At 59.5% G+C, this 22,027-nt stretch carries 17 protein-coding genes and 1 tRNA gene; 14 read left to right on the forward strand and 4 right to left on the reverse strand.

Annotated elements, in window-relative coordinates; translation table 11 throughout:
• Positions 1-144: 144 nt before the first annotated feature.
• From NA647_RS06380 to NA647_RS06420, 9 genes are all read left to right on the forward strand, one after another.
• Positions 145-2,880, forward strand: coding sequence for a FimV/HubP family polar landmark protein (locus tag NA647_RS06380; RefSeq protein WP_256056919.1), 2,736 nt, complete (start codon positions 145-147; stop codon positions 2,878-2,880).
• Between the two features lie 2 nt (positions 2,881-2,882).
• Positions 2,883-3,752 (forward strand): tRNA pseudouridine(38-40) synthase TruA, encoded by an 870-nt coding sequence (gene truA / locus NA647_RS06385; protein ID WP_256056920.1) that lies wholly within the window; start codon positions 2,883-2,885, stop codon positions 3,750-3,752.
• Between the two features lie 117 nt (positions 3,753-3,869).
• Positions 3,870-4,493, forward strand: coding sequence for a phosphoribosylanthranilate isomerase (locus tag NA647_RS06390; protein ID WP_256056921.1), 624 nt, complete (start codon positions 3,870-3,872; stop codon positions 4,491-4,493).
• A 224-nt stretch (positions 4,494-4,717) separates the two neighbouring features.
• Complete coding sequence (gene accD / locus NA647_RS06395) at positions 4,718-5,611, forward strand: acetyl-CoA carboxylase, carboxyltransferase subunit beta (RefSeq protein ID WP_256056922.1); 894 nt, start codon at positions 4,718-4,720, stop codon at positions 5,609-5,611.
• Positions 5,608-6,912 carry a bifunctional tetrahydrofolate synthase/dihydrofolate synthase gene (folC, locus tag NA647_RS06400; protein WP_256056923.1) on the forward strand — a complete coding sequence of 435 codons (1,305 nt, stop codon included), beginning with the start codon at positions 5,608-5,610 and terminating at the stop codon, positions 6,910-6,912. The genes accD and folC overlap by 4 nt, the downstream gene beginning before the upstream one ends.
• The gene (locus NA647_RS06405) at positions 6,896-7,522 is read left to right on the forward strand and encodes an SPOR domain-containing protein (protein ID WP_256056924.1); all 627 of its coding nucleotides are present in this window, start codon (positions 6,896-6,898) and stop codon (positions 7,520-7,522) included. Before folC ends, NA647_RS06405 begins: the two co-directional genes overlap by 17 nt.
• A gap of 122 nt (positions 7,523-7,644) precedes the next feature.
• Entirely contained in the window at positions 7,645-8,157 is a 513-nt protein-coding gene (locus NA647_RS06410; RefSeq protein ID WP_181102296.1) for a CvpA family protein, read from the forward strand.
• 86 nt (positions 8,158-8,243) lie between these two features.
• Positions 8,244-9,749 (forward strand): amidophosphoribosyltransferase, encoded by a 1,506-nt coding sequence (gene purF, locus NA647_RS06415; RefSeq protein WP_131648440.1) that lies wholly within the window; start codon positions 8,244-8,246, stop codon positions 9,747-9,749.
• A 45-nt stretch (positions 9,750-9,794) separates the two neighbouring features.
• Positions 9,795-11,006, forward strand: a complete 1,212-nt coding sequence (locus NA647_RS06420; protein WP_256056925.1) for an O-succinylhomoserine sulfhydrylase — start codon at positions 9,795-9,797, stop codon at positions 11,004-11,006.
• A gap of 50 nt (positions 11,007-11,056) precedes the next feature.
• Here the strand turns inward: NA647_RS06420 and gspD are convergent, their stop codons facing one another.
• Together gspD and NA647_RS06430 are read right to left on the reverse strand one after the other, a co-directional pair.
• Entirely contained in the window at positions 11,057-13,324 is a 2,268-nt protein-coding gene (gspD, locus tag NA647_RS06425; protein ID WP_256056926.1) for a type II secretion system secretin GspD, read from the reverse strand.
• A gap of 3 nt (positions 13,325-13,327) precedes the next feature.
• Positions 13,328-13,963: a type II secretion system protein N gene (locus tag NA647_RS06430; RefSeq protein ID WP_256056927.1), complete on the reverse strand. Its 636-nt coding sequence runs from the start codon at positions 13,961-13,963 to the stop codon at positions 13,328-13,330.
• Between the two features lie 348 nt (positions 13,964-14,311).
• Here NA647_RS06430 and NA647_RS06435 point away from each other — a divergent pair.
• The 4 genes from NA647_RS06435 (at position 14,312) to NA647_RS06450 (ending at position 17,431) form a co-directional block, all read left to right on the forward strand.
• A tRNA-Asp gene (locus NA647_RS06435) sits at positions 14,312-14,388 on the forward strand.
• A gap of 410 nt (positions 14,389-14,798) precedes the next feature.
• Positions 14,799-16,238: a cytochrome ubiquinol oxidase subunit I gene (locus tag NA647_RS06440; RefSeq protein WP_256056928.1), complete on the forward strand. Its 1,440-nt coding sequence runs from the start codon at positions 14,799-14,801 to the stop codon at positions 16,236-16,238.
• Between the two features lie 2 nt (positions 16,239-16,240).
• Positions 16,241-17,248, forward strand: coding sequence for a cytochrome d ubiquinol oxidase subunit II (cydB, locus tag NA647_RS06445; RefSeq protein WP_256056929.1), 1,008 nt, complete (start codon positions 16,241-16,243; stop codon positions 17,246-17,248).
• Between the two features lie 24 nt (positions 17,249-17,272).
• Positions 17,273-17,431 carry a DUF2474 domain-containing protein gene (locus NA647_RS06450; protein WP_256057074.1) on the forward strand — a complete coding sequence of 53 codons (159 nt, stop codon included), beginning with the start codon at positions 17,273-17,275 and terminating at the stop codon, positions 17,429-17,431.
• A gap of 264 nt (positions 17,432-17,695) precedes the next feature.
• On the opposite strand, the gene NA647_RS06455 is transcribed toward NA647_RS06450, so the two are convergent.
• The gene (locus tag NA647_RS06455) at positions 17,696-18,733 is read right to left on the reverse strand and encodes an AraC family transcriptional regulator (protein WP_256056930.1); all 1,038 of its coding nucleotides are present in this window, start codon (positions 18,731-18,733) and stop codon (positions 17,696-17,698) included.
• Positions 18,730-19,737, reverse strand: coding sequence for a carbon-nitrogen hydrolase (locus tag NA647_RS06460; RefSeq protein WP_256056931.1), 1,008 nt, complete (start codon positions 19,735-19,737; stop codon positions 18,730-18,732). Before NA647_RS06460 ends, NA647_RS06455 begins: the two co-directional genes overlap by 4 nt.
• Positions 19,738-19,957: 220 nt before the next feature.
• Between NA647_RS06460 and NA647_RS06465 the strand changes: the two genes are divergently transcribed.
• Positions 19,958-21,988 (forward strand): NADPH-dependent 2,4-dienoyl-CoA reductase, encoded by a 2,031-nt coding sequence (locus NA647_RS06465; protein ID WP_256056932.1) that lies wholly within the window; start codon positions 19,958-19,960, stop codon positions 21,986-21,988.
• Positions 21,989-22,027 lie beyond the last annotated feature (39 nt).

A 22,027-nucleotide genomic window follows, 5' to 3' on the forward strand; every position in this document is an offset into this window, starting at 1 on the left:
TACCGGCGATTCGAATAACTATTCTAGCTAGCTGCGCTGTTTAGGCTTATCGCTGACGGGGGGCCGCCATCTGGCGGGCACGGGCAGCGTCTATAAGACCCTTCTCGAAGATCCGAGAAAAGTTAAAAAACAAGGGATTACATAATGGTTCGGGTTCGCAATCTGGTGCTGGCAATCGCGGCTGCTACCGCGCTGACTTCCGAAATGGCGTACGCGCTGGGGCTGGGAGAGGTCACGCTGAAGTCGGCACTGAATCAACCGCTGGTGGCTGAAATCGAATTGCTGGATGCGAAAACTCTGGCGCCGGGTGAAGTGGTCCCGGTTCTGGCATCTGCGGAAGATTTCAATCGGGCGGGTGTTGACCGGCAGTATTTCCTGACGGACCTGACCTTTACCCCTGTTTTGCGCCCTGATGGCAAGAGCGTTATCCGGGTCTCATCGACCAAGCCGGTTCGCGAACCCTACCTGAACTTCCTCATCGAGGTGCTCTGGCCCAACGGTCGGCTACTGCGCGAATACACGCTCCTGCTGGACCCGCCGCTTTATTCGCCGGAAATCGCTGCTTCCGTTGCCCCTCAGTTGCCTATTGCAGCGCCAATCGTTCGGTCCGAGACGGCGCCGCGAGTCGCAACGCGGCCTGCTTCAGCGCCTACCGGCGCTTCCGCGCTGCAAGGTGAGCAATATAAAGTCACGCCTAATGACACGCTGTGGGAAATTGCCGAGCGCGCCCGCCAAGGTGGCACCGTTCATCAGACCATGCTGGCCATTCAAGACCTGAACCCTGACGCCTTCATCGCTGGCAACATCAACCGAATGAAGAACGGTCAGGTGCTTCGCCTGCCGAATGCCGAGCAAATCGGTAGCCGGTCACAAGCTGAGGCGATTCAGCAAGTCGCGCAACAGAACGCAAGTTGGCGTCAGGCTGCCGCCTCCGGCGCAACAGGCACGCGCCAGCTGGATGCGACCCAGCGTGATTCGGTGGGAGCGGCACCATCGCGTAGCGAGCAGGGCGATAATCTCCGCTTGGTCGCACCGGAAGCCGACGAAGCCACAGCGGGTAGTGATAGTGGAAACGGAGCCGACGCTCAGGCGTTGCGTGACAAGCTCGCGGTTACCGAGGAAAGCCTTGATTCCAGTCGTCGCGAAAATCTGGATCTCAAGGACCGTCTCAACGATCTCCAGGGGCAACTCGACAAGCTGCAGCGCCTGATGCAGCTCAAGGACGACCAGTTGGCCAAGCTACAAGCTCAACTGGCAACGGGGGCCGAGCCGGGAGTCGATGCGACATCCGCACTGCCTTCGTCCAGTGAAACTGATTCAAACTCTAACGTTGCGCCGGAATCGCCCGAAGTAGTAACCGAAACCACTGCCGAGCCCGAAGTTGCTGGTGCTGAGGTGGTGGCCCCGGCAGCGACCCAAGGAGAGGCAGCGGCAGGTACGGAGCCGGCGGCACAGGCGCCAGTCACACCGGCTCCCGCAGTATCGGCTCCAGCGGTACAAGAGCCTGAAGCCGATAGCTACGTCGACGAGCTGTTGGCCAATCCCATTCTCCTCGGCGCCTTGGGTGGCGGAGCCCTTTTGCTATTGCTGGTCGGGCTGATGGCGTTGTCCCGCCGCAACGCTTTGAAGGAAGCTGAGCTGCAGGAAAGCCTGCTTGCCGATAGTTCACCTGACACGTTCTACATGGCGCAGCAGGATCTCGACTCGTCCGCTGTGGAGTCGACCGAGAAAGACAGCGGTGAACATTCGGCTGACTCGCTCGCTGCCGCCACCAACGACCCGTTGGCTGAGGCCGATATCTACATCGCTTATGGACGTTTCAATCAGGCTGCCGACCTGCTGCAGAATGCATTGAATGATGAGCCGCAGCGCAGTGACCTGCGATTGAAGCTGATGGAAGTCTATGCCGAACTTGGTGATCGGGATGGTTTCGCTCGGCAAGAGGCGGAGCTCCGCGAAATCGGGGGCTCGTTGGACGCAATTGAACAGACGAAGCTCCGTTATCCGGCAATGGCTGCAGCAACTGGCTTCGCTGCGGCAACCGCCGCGACAAGCGCCAATGATTTTGAGAGCTTCAGCCTGGATGATCTCCAGCTTAACGAACCGGCTTCGGCGCCGGCTGCTGATCAAGTGTCGGATGATGCCTTTGACCTGAGTCTGGACGATCTTGAACTCGATGATGAGCTGACTCGAACAGCCGTAGCCCCGGCTGGCGAGACATCAGAGGAGCTTGACGAGCTCAATTTCGACGACCTCAATCTTGAAGCCGCTGCGCAGGAGCAGGCCGCCGACGAGTTCGCATTTGACCTAGACAAATCGTCCGAAGCGGATATGCAATCCCTTGAAGCCGAACTTGCCGGTTTCTCGCTCGATCTTGAAGATCAGCCGAAAGCGCCTACTGCCGATGACGATGTGCTGTTAGACCTCGACGAAGAACTGTCGAAGCCAGTAGCGGGCGAGCCTGCTGCCGAGGACTTTGATTTTCAGCTCTCCGATCCTATCCAGTCTGCGGACATGCCGGATGAGTTCGATCTGTCAGTTCCTGACGAGACCAGCGGCGGAGCGGTATCTGAAACGTTTATCTCCGAGTTCGATGAGGTCGAAACTGAGCCTGAAGTCTTGGCGCGAGACATGGATGAGCCGCTCGACCGACCAGAGCCGGAGGCAGCGATTGAGGTCGAGTCAACCTCGGAAGCGCTTGACGATGATTTCGATTTCTTCGCCGACACCGATGAAACCACCACCAAGCTGGACCTTGCCCGCGCCTATATCGATATGGGTGATGCCGAAGGCGCTCGCGACATCCTCGATGAGGTCATGAACGAGGGCAGCGATACCCAGCAGCAAGAGGCGCGAGAGATGCTCGCCAAACTAGCCTGACCATGATCGAAGCAGTACCTGAAGCGGCAGCCCTATCGGCTGCCGCTGACGTTTTCAGAATTGCCCTTGGCGTGGAATATAAGGGTTCCCGTTATCGTGGGTTTCAACGGCAACGCGATGGCGTGCCGTCGATTCAGCTCTCACTGGAAAATGCCTTGAGCAAGGTAGCCGGCGGGCACCCGGTGACGCTAAGTTGTGCCGGGCGTACCGATGCGCTCGTTCATGCCTGCGCCCAGGTGGTGCATTTCGATACGCCAGTGACGCGGTCCATGCACGCCTGGGTAATGGGCGCGAACATGAACCTGCCGGGTGATATCAGCGTGACCTGGGCCAAGGAAATGCCCAAGAGCTTCGATGCGCGTTTCAGCGCCATGGCGCGCCGTTATCGTTACGTCATCTACAACGACCAGATTCGCCCGGCTCATCTCGCCGAAGAAGTAACTTGGAACCACCGGCCACTGGATATCACGCATATGCGTGAAGCGGCGAAAGCATTCGTCGGGACTCACGACTTCAGTGCTTTCAGAGCGCGCCAGTGCCAGGCGAAATCACCGATCAAAACCATCCACCATCTGGAGCTGCTCGAGTATGGCAGGCTGATCGTGATCGACGTTCGTGCCAATGCCTTTCTGCACCACATGGTGCGTAACTTCGCCGGTGTGTTGATGACTATCGGGGCAGGCGAACGCCCGGTGGAATGGGCAAGGGAAGTGTTGGAGTCGCGCGTAAGGCGGACAGGGGGTGTTACCGCGCATCCCTATGGCTTGTACCTCGTTCAAGTGGATTATCCGGAGCAGTTCGAATTGCCTGAGCGTTATCTTGGACCGCATTTCCTGTCTGGCCTGCCGGATGTGCGAAATCATTCGACCTGATGCCAGCGGCGGGACAAGCGGCGGGTCATCCTTCGGAAACGGACGATAAAGTGATGCGGGTTGCAGCCTGTGGCGCTTTTGTTACCATCCGGGGTCTTCTATCGCAGGTGCCTGCCGTTGCCTATTGTTCGTAGCAAGATATGTGGAATCACCCGGGTTGAGGACGCGCTCGTAGCCGCCGAAGCCGGTGCGGATGCGATTGGCCTGGTGTTCTATGCGAAGAGCCCGCGCGCGGTAAATATCCAGCAGGCTCGGGCCATCATTGCCGCTCTGCCGCCTTTCGTCACCACTGTAGGCTTGTTCGTCAACGCATCGCGTTGCGAAATCAATGAAACACTGGATGCCGTGTCGCTGGATGTACTGCAATTTCATGGTGACGAAACGCCGGCAGACTGCGAAGGCTTTCATCGGCCGTGGTACAAGGCGCTCAGAGTCAAGGCGGGTGAGGATGTCCGGGCGCAGGTCGCACGCTACGTTGGGGCTAGCGCAATTCTGCTCGATACCTTTGTTGCCGGAGTTCCTGGCGGGACGGGCGAGGTGTTCGATTGGTCCCTGATCCCTGCAGATCTGCCCAAACCGCTGATATTGGCTGGCGGGCTGACTTCGCAAAATGTTCGTCAGGCGCTGGCCGAGGTACGTCCGTTCGCCGTCGACGTGAGTGGGGGAGTAGAGCTGAGCAAGGGCGTCAAAGATGCGCAGAAAGTGCAGGACTTCGTTCGGTCGGTAAGAGCTTCGATGTGACGAGCACCGGATCATTGCCGTCCAGTTACCATTCGCTGGTTTGGCGAAACTCGCCACTGTTACCGATCTGGTGCCAGACGGCGATCAGACTTCAGCGATAGCGCTTCCTCGGCTATCGCCTACGCGACGCAGTGAGCTCCGACTGGAGACCGGTCGCAACGATGAATTTTGCCGGTGCGTGCAGTCGTTACGCGCGGGACTGACAAGCTGTGGAGAATAAAAGCATGAGCAACTGGCTAGTAGACAAGCTGATCCCTTCGATCATGCGCTCGGAAACGCAGAAGAGTTCAGTGCCCGAGGGCTTGTGGCACAAATGTCCGTCCTGCGAGGCGGTGCTGTATCGCCCGGAGCTGGAAAAAACGCTGGATGTCTGCCCGAAATGCCAGCATCACATGCGCATCGACGCACGTACGCGTCTGGATATTTTTCTCGACAAGGAGGAGCGCGAAGAGATCGGCGCCGACCTCGAGCCTGTCGACCGACTGAAGTTTCGCGATAGCAAGAAATATAAGGATCGCCTGTCCGCCGCGCAGAAACAGACCGGCGAAAAGGATGCGCTGGTCGCCATGCGGGGTACGTTGATGAACATGCCGGTCGTGGCCTGCGCGTTCGAGTTCTCCTTCATGGGTGGTTCCATGGGTGCGATCGTCGGGGAGCGCTTCGTTCAGGCCGCCAATGCCGCGCTTGAGCAGCGTTGTCCGCTGATTTGCTTCGCTGCTTCCGGTGGTGCCCGCATGCAGGAAGCATTGATCTCCCTTATGCAGATGGCCAAGACCTCCGCAGTGCTGGCCCGCATGCGCGAAGAAGGATTGCCGTTCATTTCCGTACTTACCGACCCGGTTTACGGCGGCGTATCGGCAAGTTTGGCCATGCTAGGCGATGTCATCGTCGCCGAGCCCAAGGCCCTGATCGGCTTTGCCGGGCCGCGCGTGATCGAGCAGACGGTGCGTGAAAAGCTACCGGAAGGTTTTCAGCGCAGTGAGTTCCTGCTTGACCACGGTGCTATCGACCTGATCGTCCCGCGCTCCGAGTTGCGTCCCCGCTTGTCGCGTCTTCTCGCTCAGTTGCAACATCTGCCGACCCCGGCGGAGCCTGCCTTGGTAACGGCCAGCGCATGAGCCGGCGGAGTTTGCAGAACTGGCTCGATTATCTTGAGCAGCTGCATCCCACTACTATCGATATGGGCCTTGATCGCTGCCGTGAGGTGGCGACAAAGCTTGGTCTCAAGCGCCCGGCTCCCCAGGTGGTCACTGTCACCGGCACCAATGGCAAGGGGTCGACCTGCGCTTTCATCGCCCAGATGCTCGCTGGGCAGGGCAAGAAGGTGGGTGTCTACAGCTCGCCTCATCTGCTGCGTTACAACGAGCGCGTTCGTCTCAACGGGACGGATGCCAGTGACGAGGCGTTATGTGAAGCATTCGAGGCGGTCGAGCAAGCACGAGGTTCAGTGTCACTGACCTATTTCGAAATGGGCACGCTCGCCGCTTTCTGGCTTTTCGAACGTGAGGCGCTGGACGCCGTGGTGCTGGAAGTCGGGCTGGGTGGCCGTCTCGATGCGGTGAATCTGGTCGATGCCGACGTGGCGGTCGTCACCAATATCGGACTGGACCATGCCGAATGGCTTGGCAATACACGCGAAAGCGTGGCGTTTGAAAAAGCTGGAATATTCCGCCCTGCAACGCCTGCCGTATGTGGTGATCCGGCTCCGCCAGACTCTATGCTGAAGAACGCGACTGAGGCGGCTGTGCCGTTGCTGGTCCGTGGACGTGATTTCGATCTGGCGGTGGAGACGACCCGTTGGCACTGGCGTGGCCGAGACGGGGCGGGTAACCCGTTGGAGCTGCGGAATTTGCCGATGCTGGCATTGCCTCTGGAAAATGCAGCCGTGGCGTTACAAGCGTTTGCATTGCTCCAGTCGTCCTGGCAACCGGAGCGGGTGGTCGAGGCTCTGCTGAGTACGCGTGTCACCGGGCGTCTGGATCGTCGTACGATCCGTTGGCAGGGGCGTGAGTTGTCGATATTGCTTGATGTCGGGCACAACCCGCACGCGGCAGAATATCTAGCCAGACACCTGCAGCGACAACCGAAGCCTGGTCGTCGGCTGGCGGTATTCGGTCTGCTGGCCGACAAGGATTTGGCTGGCGTAATCGATGCGTTGTTACCCGTGGTCGACGTCTGGGCGGTTGCGCCACTGGTTACGCCGCGCTCACGCTCGGCAGTCGAGTTGAGTAAGGCATTGATGGAGCGCAACGCAAGCGTCACTATCTATCCGGGGATATTCCAAGCGCTCGAAGGGCAGTGCGATCTGGCTGTCGATGGCGATGAGATATTGCTGTTCGGGTCTTTTTACTGTGTGGCCGATGCGCTGAGCTGGATTGATCGGCACGCAACCAGTGGAGAACATGGTCTTGGTAGATAGGGGATTGTTGCAGCGTATCGTTGGCGCCTTGGTGCTTCTGGCACTGGCGGTAATATTCGTTCCGATGCTGTTCAACCGCGAAGATGCCGGCCGGCAAATAGTCGTGGATGCGCCGAGTATGCCCGAAGCGCCTGCTGCGCCTGTTATCGAGGCGCAACCTGTGGAAGTGCCTGAGCCGGAGGTCGAGCCTTTCCCGGAAGAGTTCGAAATCATTGAGGAGAATGCAGCTTCCCAGCCCGAAGCGCCTGCGACTCCTATCAAGCCGGCTCCAGCCCCTGCCGAGCCGGCGCCCGCGCCAGCAACACCTGAGCCGGTAACCGTCGAGGCGCCGTCGGCCGCTCCAGAAGAGAAACGACTGGACACGGCCAATTTGCCGATCAGCTGGTCGGTGCAGTTGGCCAGCCTGTCGAGTCGCGAGAATGCCGACAAGCTGCAGAAGACGCTGCGTTCCCAGGGGTATAACGCTTATATACGTACCGCAGACGGGATGAACCGGGTCTTCGTCGGGCCGCTTGTCGAGCGAGCGGAAGCCAACCGCCTTCGTGATCAACTACAACGCCAGCAGAAGCTGAACGGGTTCGTCGTTCGTTTCAAGCCTGAACAGGGTTAAGCAAGGGGACCTCAGCTTGTCGCTGGTCGTCCCGCAGCTCCGCGGGTAAGCATGATTGTCTGCTTACCCCTTTGCGGGCGCTCTGCTAAAATGCGCCGCCTTTCTCCTTAGCAGGAAACCCTGTGACGCTCACCTGGGTCGATTGGGCGTTTATCGCCGTTGTGGTCATCTCCAGCCTGATCAGCTTGAAACGCGGCTTCGTCAAGGAAGCGCTTTCGCTGCTCACCTGGATCATTGCTGGCGTGGTTGCCTGGATGTTCGGTGGTGCGCTGTCCCATCATCTTGCCGAGTTCATCAGTACCCCTTCTTTTCAGGTCATCGCGGCATGCGCGATTCTGTTCATCGTGACGCTACTGGTCGGCGCGCTGGTTAATTTCCTCATCGGGGAGCTGGTCCGGGTAACCGGCTTGTCAGGCACGGATCGCTTTCTTGGAATGGTATTCGGTGCGGCTCGTGGCGGGCTTTTGATCGTTGTGCTCGTTGGTTTGCTCAGCCTCGCGCCTGTACAACAGGATCCGTGGTGGCGTGAATCGACACTGCTGCCCCATTTTCTATTGGTTGCCGACTGGTCGAAAAACCTGATTCTCGGGTTTGGAAGCCAGTGGGTAGCCGGCTCGCTCGATGCTTCCGGCTGAGACGAGCATTTTTCAACGGGTGTGCCGAGGGCCTTCAGGTCTGTGTCATGTCCGGGTCAGCCTGTATTAACTGAGAGGTTCCTTGCATGTGTGGCATTGTCGGCATCGTCGGTAAGTCGAACGTCAATCAGGCGTTATATGACGCACTTACCGTACTGCAACATCGTGGGCAGGATGCGGCCGGAATCGTAACCAGTGACGGCGGCAAGCTGTTTCTGCGCAAGGACAACGGGTTGGTCCGCGACGTCTTTCAACAGCGTCACATGCAGCGCCTAGTCGGTAACATGGGAATCGGTCACGTACGTTATCCCACTGCGGGCAGCTCCAGTTCAGCGGAGGCGCAGCCGTTCTATGTGAACTCCCCGTATGGCATTACGCTGGCGCACAACGGCAACCTGACCAACGTCGATCAGCTGACCAAGGAAATCTACGAATCCGACCTGCGCCATGTGAACACCAACTCCGATTCGGAAGTGCTGCTCAACGTGTTCGCTCATGAGTTGGCGGTGCGCGGCAAGCTGCAGCCCACCGAAGAGGACGTTTTCGCGGCCGTGGCCAAGGTCCATGAGCGTTGTGTCGGCGGCTACGCGGTGGTGGCCATGGTGACGGGCTACGGCATCGTCGGTTTCCGCGACCCGAATGCCATTCGCCCAATCGTGTTCGGGCAGCGGCATACCGAGCACGGCGTCGAATACATGATCGCCTCCGAAAGCGTCGCGCTGGATGTGCTGGGCTTCTCGTTGATCCGGGATCTCGCGCCCGGCGAAGCGGTTTACATCACATCGGACGGCAAGCTGCATACCCGTCAGTGCGCGCCGAACCCCCATTACGCGCCTTGCATCTTCGAGCACGTCTACCTTGCGCGTTCGGATTCCCTGATGGATGGCGTGTCGGTATACAAGGCCCGTCTGCGGATGGGCGAAAAGCTGGCCGACAAGATTCTTCGCGAACGTCCAGATCACGATATTGACGTGGTCATTCCGATTCCTGACACCAGCCGTACTGCGGCGCTGGAGCTGGCTAACCGGCTGGGAGTGAAGTTTCGAGAAGGCTTCGTCAAGAACCGCTACATCGGCCGGACCTTCATCATGCCGGGTCAGGCGGCGCGCAAGAAATCGGTGCGACAGAAGCTCAATGCCATCGATCTCGAGTTCCGTGGCAAGAACGTCATGCTGGTGGATGACTCCATCGTCCGCGGCACCACCTGCAAGCAGATCATCCAGATGGCCCGCGAAGCAGGGGCGAAGAATGTCTATTTCTGCTCCGCCGCACCGGCCGTTCGCTACCCGAACGTGTACGGCATCGACATGCCCAGCGCCCACGAGCTCATCGCACATAATCGCAGCACTGAGGAAGTCGCAGAACTGATCGGCGCCGACTGGCTGGTTTATCAGGATCTGGATGATCTGATCGATGCGGTCGGTGGCGGCAAGGTGAAGATCGAGAATTTCGATTGCGCGGTGTTCGATGGCAAGTACGTGACCGGCGATATCGACGAGGTCTACTTGCACAAAATCGAGCAGGCACGTAACGACTTGAGCAAAAGCAAGAGCATCACGGGCAGCGCTATCATCGATCTACATAACAACTGATCGACAACCCGGCGGCTTGCCGCCTCCGTTCAGGGTGGACAATTTATGACAACTGACTGGGACGCAGGCCGGCTGGACAGTGATCTGTCCGGAGTGGGCATGGATACACTGGCTGTTCGTGCAGGGCAGCACCGCTCGCCAGAAGGTGAGCATGGCGAGCCGCTGTTCTTCACATCCAGCTATGTGTTCCGGAGTGCCGCCGACGCCGCCGCACGTTTTGCCGGCGAAGTGCCGGGAAATGTCTATTCGCGCTACACCAACCCCACTGTGCGTGCGTTCGAAGAGCGTATCGCCGCGATGGAAGGTGCCGAGCAGGCCGTAGCGACCGCATCTGGGATGGCTGCGATCCTGGCAACGGTGATGAGCCTGTGCTCCGCCGGCGATCATGTGCTCGTTTCGCGCAGCGTCTTCGGTGCGACGGTTTCGTTGTTCGAGAAGTATCTGAAACGCTTCGGGCTAGAAGTCGACTACGTCCCGCTCACGCAAGTTGACGTTTGGGAGCCCGCATTCAAATCCAATACCCGCCTGGTATTCGTCGAGTCACCTTCGAACCCGCTTGCCGAGTTGGTCGATATCGAGGCGTTGGCCGAACTCTGCCATGCCAAGGGCGCGATGCTGGCGGTGGATAACTGTTTTTGCACACCGGTCCTGCAGCAACCGTTGGCGCTCGGTGCTGACATCGTTATTCATTCCGCCACTAAGTACATCGACGGCCAGGGGCGCTGTTTGGGCGGCGTAGTGGCCGGTCGAGCCGAGCAGATGAAAGAAGTGGTGGGCTTTCTGCGCACCGCGGGTCCAACGCTGAGCCCGTTCAATGCGTGGGTATTTCTCAAGGGGCTGGAAACCTTGCGGCTGCGTATGCAGGCGCATTGTGCGAGCGCGCAGACGCTCGCTGAGTGGCTCGAGCAGCAACCGAATGTTGAAAAGGTCTACTACGCCGGCCTGCCAAGTCATCCTCAGCACGAGCTGGCCAAACGCCAACAGAAAGGCTTTGGGGCGGTGCTAAGCTTCGAGGTGGCGGGAGGCAAGGAGGGTGCGTGGCGTTTCATCGACGCGACCCGGTTGATCTCTATCACCGCGAATCTGGGCGACAGCAAGACCACCATCACTCATCCGGGATCAACCACGCACGGTCGGCTTTCGCCAGAAGATCGCGCAACGGCCGGAATCCGTGACAGTCTGATTCGTGTGGCCGTGGGTTTGGAAGATGTGGCTGATTTGAAGGCTGACCTCGCCCGAGGGTTGGCTGCACTGTGATACTGAATTGAGGACGAAGGTTCGTCCTCAATACGGATTGCAGGGATATCTCAGTTGTCTCCAGCTTCAAAATTCACTACGAAGCCATCCAGGCGCTGTTCCTCGGAGAGCTGGTCGCGGACCCGGCTGGCTTCCTGGCGCTGTTCCATTGGCCCGACGAATATGCGATGTGTTCGGCCTGTCGTTCTGATATAGGCATCGAACCCTTCATTGACCAGCTTGCTCCGTAGCGCTTCGGCGCTGTCGCGGTTCTGCAGGCTGGCTACCTGAACGGCCCAGCCCGAACGAATCGTTGTCTGTTCCGGTTGCGACAGGGGAGCGGAGACCGCCGGGGCCCGTTGCGTTGCGGGCGCTTTGGGAATCGCACGGCGCTGCTCCGGTTCGTTGGAGCGGAGGTCGATCGCCGGTGCTGGCTGACCTTGACCGTCGAACAGCCGCTCGGGTGTGGCTGGAAGGATGGTCGGGCTTTCCGATCCAGTCTCGATGACCCGGATATCGCTATATTTCTTGCCGGACAGGGCCGCCAGCCCAGCACGATCTCGGATAACGGTCGGCCGCAGAAACACCATCAGATTGCGCTTGACGTGGCTTTCCTGCGTGGAGCGGAACAGCGCGCCGAGCAGCGGAATGTCACCAAGCAGCGGAACCTTGGAGTTGGTCTGGGTCACGTCATCCTGGATGAGTCCACCCAGCACGATCACCTGACCATCTTCGGCGAGAATGGTGCTCTTGATAGAACGCTTGTTGGTTACCAAATCGACCGCCTGCGCTGAAAGGCTTGCCGATGGTGCGATCGAGGAGATTTCCTGTTCGATTTCCAGACGTAGCGTGGCGCCGTCGTTGATGTGCGGTATCACCTTCAGCGTCACGCCAATATCCTGCCGCTCGATCGTGGTGAAGGGGTTGTTTGCACCGGAAGAGTCCGTCGTGTAACTGCCGGTCTGAAAGGGCACGTTCTGCCCGACAAGAATTTCGGCTTCCTGGTTGTCGAGCGTCAGCAGACTGGGCGTCGACAACAAGTTGCTCTTGCTGTTGGCCGACAGCGCAGTGATCAAGGCACCGAAGCTGCGTGTGCCGACGCCGATGATGGCCCCATCGGGAAGGTTGCTTGGAATCTCGTTCTCGTTGATCGCATTGAGCACGCTGCCAATGGATATGCCGGTATTGCCGAAGCTGACGCCACCGGCTCCGCCTGTGCCGCCACGCGCATCGACCGCCCATTGAACGCCGAGTGCGTCGGTGATATCTCCGGATACTTCAACGATGGCAGCCTCGACCATAACCTGCGCACGCGGAATATCGAGCTGACGCACGATCGATTCCAGGGTGCCGATCAGCTCGGGTTCGGCGAGCATGACAAGGGCGTTGAGGCTTTCATCGGCGCGAATCAGGATGTTCTGCGAACGGCCGCCCTGAACCTCGCCATCCACTGGTGTCGCCAGACCTTCGGAAATATCGCCGAGGGTCTCGGCCAAGGACTTGGCATCGTTATGGCGCAGGCGGATGACGCGCGTATTGGCCGATCGGGTGCTTGGCGTATCGAGCGTCTTCGCCAGATTGGCGAGTTTCTGTCGCGCCTGCTCCGGCCCGGTAAAGATCAGTCGATTGGTGCGCGAATCAGCAATGATCTGCGCGCCCGCGGTATCCCGGGCTTCGCCTCGTGACAGAGTGTTGCGCAGCACCTCGGCAATGTCTACGGCCCAGCCGTATTGCAAATTGACCACGCTGTGGTCATCGGTTTGGGCGCGGTCGAGCTGACGGACCAGATCTTCGATGCGTGCGATGTTTGCACTGCGATCACTGATGATCAGTGCGTTGGCCGAACCAACCGCGGCGAGGTGACCATATTGCGGGACCAGCGGGCGAATAAGTGGAATCAATTCTGTGGCGGAGGTGTGCTGGACCTGAATGACGCGGGTTTCAAGCAGATCGCCGCCGGCCGGGCCTCCGCCTGCCTCCGATTTCGCTTCGGCATTCGGCACGATTCGCGTGACTTCGCCCTGGGTGAGTACGCTGAAACCGTGAGTCGCCATGACCGACAGGAACAGCTGGTAGACCTCTGCTAGCGAGAGCGTCGTCGATGACACGACACTGACCTGTCCCTTGACCCGTGGGTCCACGATGAAGGTCTGCCCCGTCAGTTGACTGATCTGATCGACGAAGGCGCGAATGTCGGCGTCCTTGAGGTTGATCGTCCAGCCGTCCTGTTGGGTTTCGCTCGGCTCGATTCCGGGATCGACCGCCAGTAAGGGCAGGGGAGCGGCGAGTACGCCAACGGCGATCAGTGCAATCAACGGGCGAGAGGAAAAAGGCAGCATCAGTCAGTCGTCTTCCGTGGGCTGTTCATCGGTGGGCATGGCTTCTGGGGGGCTGGTGGCCCCTTCCATCTGTTGGCGGAGTGCTTCCATCTGCTGTTGCAGCATTTCCGCTTGCGGATCGACGTAATCCGTCTCCGCAGGGTCGCTGTAGTCCGGCAGGTTGTCAGGTACCGCCGTAGCGGAGCGAACGCTCGGGAAATACAGGCTTTCGACGCGGCCGCCTCTCAGTATTTCGACTCTGTCAGGGTGAACGCTGTACAGGCTGACATCCGGTTCCAGTTCCTCTTCGACCCGATATAGCTGTGGTGGGAAGCCGCTCAGCTGGATTATTGCCGTGGAACGGGCTGGATCGGCATGTACGAAGCTGCCTAGCAAGATCAGATCGGAATTCGATGTCCCGGCTGTGTAGCTCTGGCTGGTGGACACAGGGGTGCCGAATAGGCTTTCCATGCGTTGCAGATCCGGCGCGACACCCGCTGGCTGACTGCTCTGCGCGGCAGCCGCCGAAGGTGCCTGGGTTAGTTGCAGCCATTCCCTGATCTGACCAGCCAGATAGAGACCGAAGAGCACGATCATAGCCGCGCTGACGATCAGCGGCGCGTATTGGCGAACGTTCTGCAGGGCGGCGGTGGAAGCCAAGCCAGGCACTCCGTGATACTGAATAAGGGTGAACGTTATTGGATAGCGGTTGGTGGGTACCGTCGATGTCCAGCATGCCTGGAGTCTAGACCAGACCATAACAACTGAAGCACCTAAAATAGCCAGTGCAAATGACTGTTTTTGGGGCAAAAGGTGCCCGGCGGCATGCGATTACTGGCTGTGATTGCAAATGGCCGGATTTTTTCTGAAAAAAACGCTGCGCACAGTTGACTTGGCTGTGGTGGGTGCGTAAATTGCGCGCCTCGCAAGGCGATCAACCGGTTGCTTACTCAGTTGGTCAGTGCTTAACAGCAAGCCTTGCGATTCGGACGAAAGTCCGGCCGACGCGCAGCGGTAGTTCAGTCGGTTAGAATACCGGCCTGTCACGCCGGGGGTCGCGGGTTCGAGTCCCGTCCGCTGCGCCATATTTACTTCCTGGCCATGTCTGTCGGGAAGTCTCGCAAAAAGCGACCTTAGGGTCGCTTTTTGCGTTTCTGATTTCTGATTCGCCACGATTAGCGTATCCATTCGAGAGCGTTCTGGCTGGCTTTGGCTCCTTTGGTCGCGCCGCTCTGCCGTGCGGATAAGTAATTGATTACCGCCCAGCTTTCTTAGTTACGCATCCGCTCTCTGCATATAGGGGCGTCGCCTGATCGCACCGTGCAGCGATGTTTACGCACTCCTGTTCTCTTGGTCTGCACTGTTATGACGCGTTCTGGGGTCCAGTGACGCGGTTGACGAGCGATAGAGCGCACCCTTGCGGTTTCTTGCTGTCAGTAATGCGTGACGACATCCATATGCCAGGGGCACGCGGCTAACTGACGAGGGGCCTTGAATGTTCGGTTTGGAAGCTCTCGAGCTTGCGCGGATCCAATTCGCTTTCACCATTTCCTTTCACATTATCTTCCCGGCGATAACCATCGGGCTGGCCAGTTTTCTCGCTGTGCTGGAAGGTCTGTGGCTCAAGACCAAACGTGGTGTGTATCGCGACCTCTACCACTTCTGGCTGAAGATCTTCGCCGTCAACTTCGGCATGGGCGTAGTCTCCGGCATCGTTATGGCTTATCAGTTCGGCACCAACTGGAGCGCGTTCTCAGAGTTCGCCGGCAGCGTGACCGGGCCATTGCTGGCCTATGAGGTTTTGACCGCGTTCTTCCTTGAGGCCGGGTTCCTCGGCGTCATGCTTTTTGGCTGGAACCGTGTTGGGCCGGGTCTGCACTTCTTTTCCACGATCATGGTGGCGGTCGGCACTTTGATTTCAACCTTCTGGATTCTCGCTTCCAACAGCTGGATGCACACCCCTCAGGGCCACGAGATTATCAATGGCATCGTGGTACCGGTGGACTGGTTCGCCATCGTCTTCAATCCATCGTTTCCATACCGGCTGACGCACATGGCAATCGCGGCGTTCCTCGCCACGGCTTTCATGGTGGGCGCTTCGGCGGCTTGGCACCTGCTGCGTGGACGAGATAATCCGGCGGTTCGCAAGATGCTGTCCATGGCCATGTGGATGGCGCTGATCGTCGCCCCGATTCAGGCCGTGGTCGGCGATTTTCATGGGCTGAATACGCTCGAACACCAACCCGCAAAGATCGCTGCGATGGAAGGGCACTGGGATAACTCGTCTGGCGAGCCAACCCCTCTGCTGCTGTTTGGCTGGCCTGACATGGAGCGTGAAGAGACGCGCTTCAAGGTGGAAATTCCGTACCTCGGCAGCCTGATCCTCAAACACAGCCTGACCGAGCCCATTCCGGCCCTCAAAGATTTCCCCCCAGAAGACCGGCCCAACTCGACCATCGTGTTTTGGACGTTCCGGATAATGGTCGCGCTGGGTTTTCTGATGATCCTCACTGGCGTGTGGAGTCTTTTGCTGCGGCGCAGCGGCAAGTTGTATGAGTCACGTGCGTTTCTGCGGCTGGCATTGTGCATGGGGCCTTCGGGGATCATCGCAATTCTCGCCGGTTGGTTCACGACGGAAATCGGGCGGCAGCCATGGGTGATTTACGGCGTGATGCGCACCGCCGACGCAGTCTCGAATCATGGTGCCGAACAGCTGGGCCTGACGTTGGCGTTGTTCGTGCTCATCTACTTCGCAGTGTTCGGCATCGGTTTCGTCTACGTGCTGCGGCTGATTGCGAAGGGGCCGGTCACCCACGAAGGCAAAGAGAAGGGTGCAGGTGGGCCCGGTGAAAATAGAACGCCGATGCGGCCGATTTCCGCCGCCGACGAGGCGATTCCCCACGAGCACGGCGATCAACTGGGCGAGAGGAACTGAATATGGGCGTCGATCTTTCGCTGATCTGGGCCGTGATCATTATTTTCGGGATCATGATGTACGTCGTGATGGACGGCTTCGACCTGGGGATCGGAATTCTCTTTCCGTTCCTTGCTGACAGTTCCGAGCGTGACGTCGCGATGAACACCGTGGCGCCGATCTGGGATGGCAACGAGACCTGGCTGGTGCTGGGTGGCGCCGGGCTATTCGCGGCCTTCCCGCTCGCTTATTCAGTCGTGCTGTCCGCTCTGTATCTGCCGATCATTTTCATGCTGATGGGGCTGATTTTTCGTGGTGTCGCCTTCGAGTTTCGTTTCAAGGCGAGCGCTGCGCGCCAACATATCTGGGACAAGGCCTTCATTGGTGGCTCGCTCGCCGCAACCTTTTTCCAAGGCGTCGCGCTGGGCGCCTTCATTCACGGCTTTCCGGTGGCCGATCGGGCCTATGCCGGTGGCCCGCTGGATTGGTTGACGCCGTTCTCGGTGTTCTGCGGGCTGGCCTTGATCGTCGCTTATGCCTTGTTGGGTTGCACCTGGCTGATCATGAAAACCGGCGGTGATCTGCAGCGGCGCATGCACGATATCGGTGTGCCGCTAGTTTGGGCCTTATTGGCAGTGACCGGTGTCGTGAGTATCTGGACTCCTCTAACGCATCCAGATATCGCCGAGCGTTGGTTCAGCATGCCGAACCTGTTTCTCTTCATGCCGGTGCCAATCCTGGTACTGCTGTGCACATACGGGTTGCTGCGGTCGATCGCGCGCTACGCCCATTATTCGCCGTTCCTGTTTACCCTGGCGCTGATCTTTCTTGGTTACAGCGGGCTGGGCATCAGCCTCTGGCCGAACATCATTCCGCCGTCGGTTAGCATTTGGGACGCTGCTGCGCCGCCGCAGAGTCAGGGTTTCACGCTGGTCGGGGCGCTGCTGATCATTCCACTGATCCTGATGTACACGGCTTGGAGCTACTACGTATTCAGGGGAAAGGTCAGTGCCGAAGATGGCTATCACTGAGTTGGTTTCGTCATGAAGCAACCGATGCAGAAAAAGCACGAAAGCAGTGCATCAGAGCCCAAACCGTTATGGAAGCGCATGACTTGGCTCGTGCTGATCTGGTCAACAAGCGTGTTGGCGCTTGGCGTAGTCGCCTGGTTGCTGCGTCAGTTCATGACGGCCGCTGGGCTGACAACTCCATGAGCGTCGCGCCAAGTGCGTGCTGTGCGGCGTTTAGGCGCGTTGTGGTGGCGGTGAGCTTGAGCTATTCAGATATTCCAATATCGGTGCGCAACGGTTCATGTTTCGGTCATGTACTCGCGTTAGCGTGCTGGTACGGATTTGTCGAATAGAGACCCAATACGAGGAGCGCTCCTATGGATGACTACCAAGACGAAATACTCGAATGGCACGCCGCCGAGCAGGATGGTCCCGAGCCGGCCGAAGACGCCTTCGAACTTTAGCTAATCAGCCGGCACGCCGTTGCTGGCGCCGGTATTCGCCGGGCGTTTGCCCGCTCCAGCGCTTGAATGCGCGCTGAAAAGCTTCCGCCGAGGAAAAGCCCAGAAGCCAGGCGATTTCGCCGAACGCCAATTCGGTGTCGCGAATATAGGTCATCGCCAGGTCGCGGCGTGTGTCGTTGAGGATCGCCCGGTAACTAGTGCCTTCCTCTTCCAGCTTGCGCCGCAACGTCCAGGATGGCAGCCGCAGCCGGCTGGCGATCTGCTGCAGGTCCGGCTCCCCGCCTTTGAGCATCGGCCCCAGAAGTTGCGTGACCCGCTCGCGCAGGCTGCGTGTCCGGGTCCGCTGTTCCAGTTCCGCCTCGCAAAACTCCAATAGCTGGCGCCAGGTGCCGGGACAATGTTCCGGATTGCGCAGCGCCAGTGTGGCTTTGTCCAGTCGCAGTTGATTGTGCTCGGCCGCGAACTCGATGGGTTTCGTGAAGACTGGCTCGTATCGCGCGGCATAGTCGGGACGTTCGAACTCGATATGAATCGCCACTGGCGTTATCGGACACGCAGCAACAGTGGCCAATTGCGTGACCCAGCTAGCCAGTACCGTATCCACGACGAACTGGTTGTAGCTGTTGTAGGGACTGATCGAATAGAAGCGCAGCCAAGCCCCTCCGGCGTCCTCATGAAACGCCGAAGCGCCCCGGTAGTTGGATGCGTACAGCGGCTCGTAGCGAATCAGGGTGCGTGCCGCTTCGCGAACGGTTGGCGCCTGGGCGGAGGTTATTCCGACCAGACCCAGATGACCGGCCTTGCGCAGTCGCCCCATTTCTAGGCCCAGGCTCGGGTCTCCAGTCAGCTGGATAGCCGCGTGGCCGAGGCGCATATAACGCGGAATGGACAGCCGCGCGCGTGGCTCGGACAGGCGCGCCAGGTCCAGACCGTAAGCGTCCAGCAGCGGCTGCGGATCGATTTGTTTTTCCTGTAGGGCACTGCTCAGGCTGTGCACGAAGCCAACCGAGAGGTCACCGAGGCGCACCCGTTGGCGATTCACGAGCGCTCCGGCAGCCACAGATTGTTCAGTTGCACTGGCGTGTTGTAATGCTGCGGTGCGGGTCGACGGGGCGAGCCGACCAGATTCCAGGGCAGCCCGAACGTGCGTACTTCCATGCGGGGCAGCGACGTGTGCGGCATGGGTGCGGTTGCGCAACTGGCGTGCGGGTCATGGCGCGCACCGGGGAGGGCGAGCAGCTCCGCGTCGGCAGGTGGCTGGCGGATATAGCCGTCGCAGCCGATCAGCACAGCCAGGCGCCCGGCCGGCGTGAACAGCGTAGACGATGGTACGTCAGGTGCCTGGCTGTAGCGACGCTCATAGCGGCTTAAGGCAATCTTGTATTGCAACGGACCAATGGGCTGGCCGTCTGCGGAGAAACTGAGACTGACCTGCCGCAACGGACCATCGCCAATCCGTAGACGGCCATCCTCGAGGCGCGGCTCGGGCAGCACGATAGAGCCGGCGACCAGCGTGACGCCGTAGTCGCGCGCGAGATTGCCGAAGATAAGTTGATAGTCGGCGGCCATTTGCCGCCCCTTGATTTTCAGCACGGCCTCGGTGCGGTGGTCGCCGCCCTCGTTGGCAAACAGTGCGCGCAGATAGTCCCAGGGGTTGCTCAATGCCATCCACTGCATGGCATCGCGCAGCGTACGTGCCTGCTGTACTTCGGGCTTTTCACCCAAGGCAAACAGACCGGTACCGACATGCTCCGGTAGCACGACGACCGTTCGCGGGTTCAACAGACCGGCATCGCGCGCCTGATCGAGGTAGGTGGTGAACTTCAGCTGCAGCCGCTCCCTGCTCTGATAATCGGCCGGCAACAGCCGCGTTTCTATCCCCAGCAGATTACCTGCAGTCCCCGGCTGGCCCTGGCTATTAATCGGCAGCGTGCGCAGATCGGACAGCAATGGGCCGCTGCGTCGGTCACCCGTCCAGTCTAGATAGATGACGAGCGCGGCAAGGGCGAGGGCGGTCAAACCGAGCAGTTTGCTGTAGGTACGCATGGAAAAACGCTACTGAGGGCATGTGCGGAAGACTAGGTATATCGTTCACGATTGCCAAGTGTTTTGCACGCTAGGGTCAGGCAGTTGTGAGTTTCGATCATTGAGCGCATCGCGGCGCCTGTTTATCTTCGCCGCATAGCGACCACGATCCCATGAGACGTGGCGACTTTACCGATGATTACAGCGCACCACTCTCGCGCCGCCTGACCGAGGATTGACCATGACCGCTTTTCCGCACCTGCTTGCCCCGTTGGATCTGGGTTTCACCACGTTGCGCAACCGTACGCTGATGGGGTCGATGCATACCGGTCTCGAGGAAATGCCCAACGGTTTCGAGCGCATGGCGGCGTTTTTTGCCGAACGGGCACGTGGTGGTGTCGGCCTGATCGTCACCGGCGGTGTAGGCCCAAACGAAGAGGGCTCGGTGCGTGCGGGGGCGGCCAAGCTGTCGACCACCGCGGAAGCCGAAGAGCACAAGATAGTCACCCAAGCCGTCCATGAGGCGGGCGGCAAGATCTGCATGCAGATCCTCCATGCCGGCCGTTATGCGTATAGCCCGCAACTGGTAGCGCCCAGCGCCATCCAGGCGCCGATCAACCCCTTCACGCCGCGCGAGCTGGACGAAGAGGGGATCGAAAAGCAGATCCGTGACTTCGTCAATTGCGCGAGCCTGGCCCAGCAGGCCGGCTATGATGGCGTGGAGATCATGGGTTCGGAAGGCTACTTCATCAACCAGTTCCTGGTCGCCCATACCAACCACCGCACGGACGGCTGGGGTGGCAGTTACGAAAACCGCATGCGCCTGCCCGTGGAAATCGTGCGCCGGGTGAGGGAAGCGGTGGGGCCTGAGTTCATCATCATCTACCGCCTGTCCATGCTCGATCTGATGGAAGGCGGCAGCGCCTGGGAAGAAGTCGTGACGTTGGCCAAAGCCATCGAGCGGGCCGGCGCGACACTGATTAACACCGGCATCGGTTGGCACGAGGCGCGTATTCCCACCATCGCCACCAAAGTGCCGCGCGCGGCGTTCACCAAAGTAACGGCGAAGCTGCGCGGCGAGGTGAGCATTCCGCTGGTGACCACCAACCGCATCAATACGCCGGAAGTTGCCGAGCAGGTGCTGGCCGAAGGCGACGCCGACATGGTATCGATGGCGCGCCCGTTCCTGGCCGATCCGGATTTCGTCAACAAAGCGGCTGCCGATCGCAGCGATACCATCAACACCTGCATCGGTTGCAACCAGGCCTGTCTCGACCATACATTCAGCGGCAAGCTCACAACCTGTCTGGTCAATCCGCGGGCCTGCTACGAGACCGAGCTGAACTACATTCCCACCGCAGCGGTGAAAAAGATTGCCGTGGTCGGCGCAGGCCCGGCCGGTCTGGCGGCGGCTACCGTCGCCGCCGAGCGTGGCCATCAGGTAACCCTGTTCGATTCGGGTAGCGAAATCGGCGGCCAGTTCAACGTGGCCAAGCGCGTCCCGGGCAAGGAAGAGTTCTACGAAACCCTGCGTTATTTCGACAGCAAACTGAAAAGCACCGGTGTCGATGTTCGCCTGAATACCCGTGTCGGTGCGGCGGATCTGCTGGCCGGCGGTTACGACGAGATCATCCTCGCCACCGGCATCGCGCCGCGCACGCCAGCGATTCCGGGCATGGAGCATCCGATGGTGATCGGTTACCTCGATGCGATCCTGCAACGTAAACCGGTGGGGCAACGCGTTGCCGTCATCGGAGCTGGCGGTATCGGCTTCGACGTTTCGGAATTCATCACCCATCAAGGCCAGTCGACCAGTCTGGACCGTGAGGCGTTCTGGAAAGAGTGGGGGATCGACCCTGGGCTCGAAGCGCGTGGCGGGGTGGCCGGCATTCAACCGGTACCGCACGCGCCGGCACGCCAGGTCTTTCTGCTGCAGCGCAAGAAATCCAAGGTCGGAAATGGGCTGGGCAAGACCACCGGTTGGATTCATCGCACCGGCTTGAAGAACAAGCAGGTGCAGATGATCAGCTCCGTGGAATACCTCAAGGTGGACGACCAGGGCCTGCATATCCGCGTCGCCGGAGGCGAACCGCAAGTCCTGCCGGTGGATACCGTGATCGTCTGTGCAGGGCAGGATCCGTTGCGTGAGCTTCAGGCCGAACTCGAGGCGGCGGGCGCCAAGGTGCATCTGATCGGTGGAGCGGATGTCGCCGCAGAGCTGGATGCCAAACGCGCCATCAATCAGGGCTCGCGCCTCGCTGCTGAGATCTGAGTTACCCGACCCCCGCTTCGAGCGGGGCCGCTTTTCACA

Source organism: Stutzerimonas stutzeri (genome assembly GCF_024448985.1).
In the GTDB taxonomy this organism is placed as follows: domain Bacteria; phylum Pseudomonadota; class Gammaproteobacteria; order Pseudomonadales; family Pseudomonadaceae; genus Stutzerimonas; species Stutzerimonas stutzeri_AP.

Bases quoted from the DNA above. Each gene is read 5' to 3' on its own strand.
- gspD (WP_256056926.1), bottom strand. From the start codon at position 13,324: ATGCTGCCTTTTTCCTCTCGCCCGTTGATTGCACTGATCGCCGTTGGC.
- NA647_RS06450 (WP_256057074.1), top strand. From the start codon at position 17,273: ATGCAGAAAAAGCACGAAAGCAGTGCATCAGAGCCCAAACCGTTATGG.
- NA647_RS06405 (WP_256056924.1), top strand. From the start codon at position 6,896: ATGGTCTTGGTAGATAGGGGATTGTTGCAGCGTATCGTTGGCGCCTTG.
- truA (WP_256056920.1), top strand. From the start codon at position 2,883: ATGATCGAAGCAGTACCTGAAGCGGCAGCCCTATCGGCTGCCGCTGAC.
- NA647_RS06380 (WP_256056919.1), top strand. From the start codon at position 145: ATGGTTCGGGTTCGCAATCTGGTGCTGGCAATCGCGGCTGCTACCGCG.
- cydB (WP_256056929.1), top strand. From the start codon at position 16,241: ATGGGCGTCGATCTTTCGCTGATCTGGGCCGTGATCATTATTTTCGGG.
- NA647_RS06420 (WP_256056925.1), top strand. From the start codon at position 9,795: ATGACAACTGACTGGGACGCAGGCCGGCTGGACAGTGATCTGTCCGGA.
- accD (WP_256056922.1), top strand. From the start codon at position 4,718: ATGAGCAACTGGCTAGTAGACAAGCTGATCCCTTCGATCATGCGCTCG.
- purF (WP_131648440.1), top strand. From the start codon at position 8,244: ATGTGTGGCATTGTCGGCATCGTCGGTAAGTCGAACGTCAATCAGGCG.
- NA647_RS06465 (WP_256056932.1), top strand. From the start codon at position 19,958: ATGACCGCTTTTCCGCACCTGCTTGCCCCGTTGGATCTGGGTTTCACC.
- NA647_RS06460 (WP_256056931.1), bottom strand. From the start codon at position 19,737: ATGCGTACCTACAGCAAACTGCTCGGTTTGACCGCCCTCGCCCTTGCC.
- NA647_RS06440 (WP_256056928.1), top strand. From the start codon at position 14,799: ATGTTCGGTTTGGAAGCTCTCGAGCTTGCGCGGATCCAATTCGCTTTC.
- folC (WP_256056923.1), top strand. From the start codon at position 5,608: ATGAGCCGGCGGAGTTTGCAGAACTGGCTCGATTATCTTGAGCAGCTG.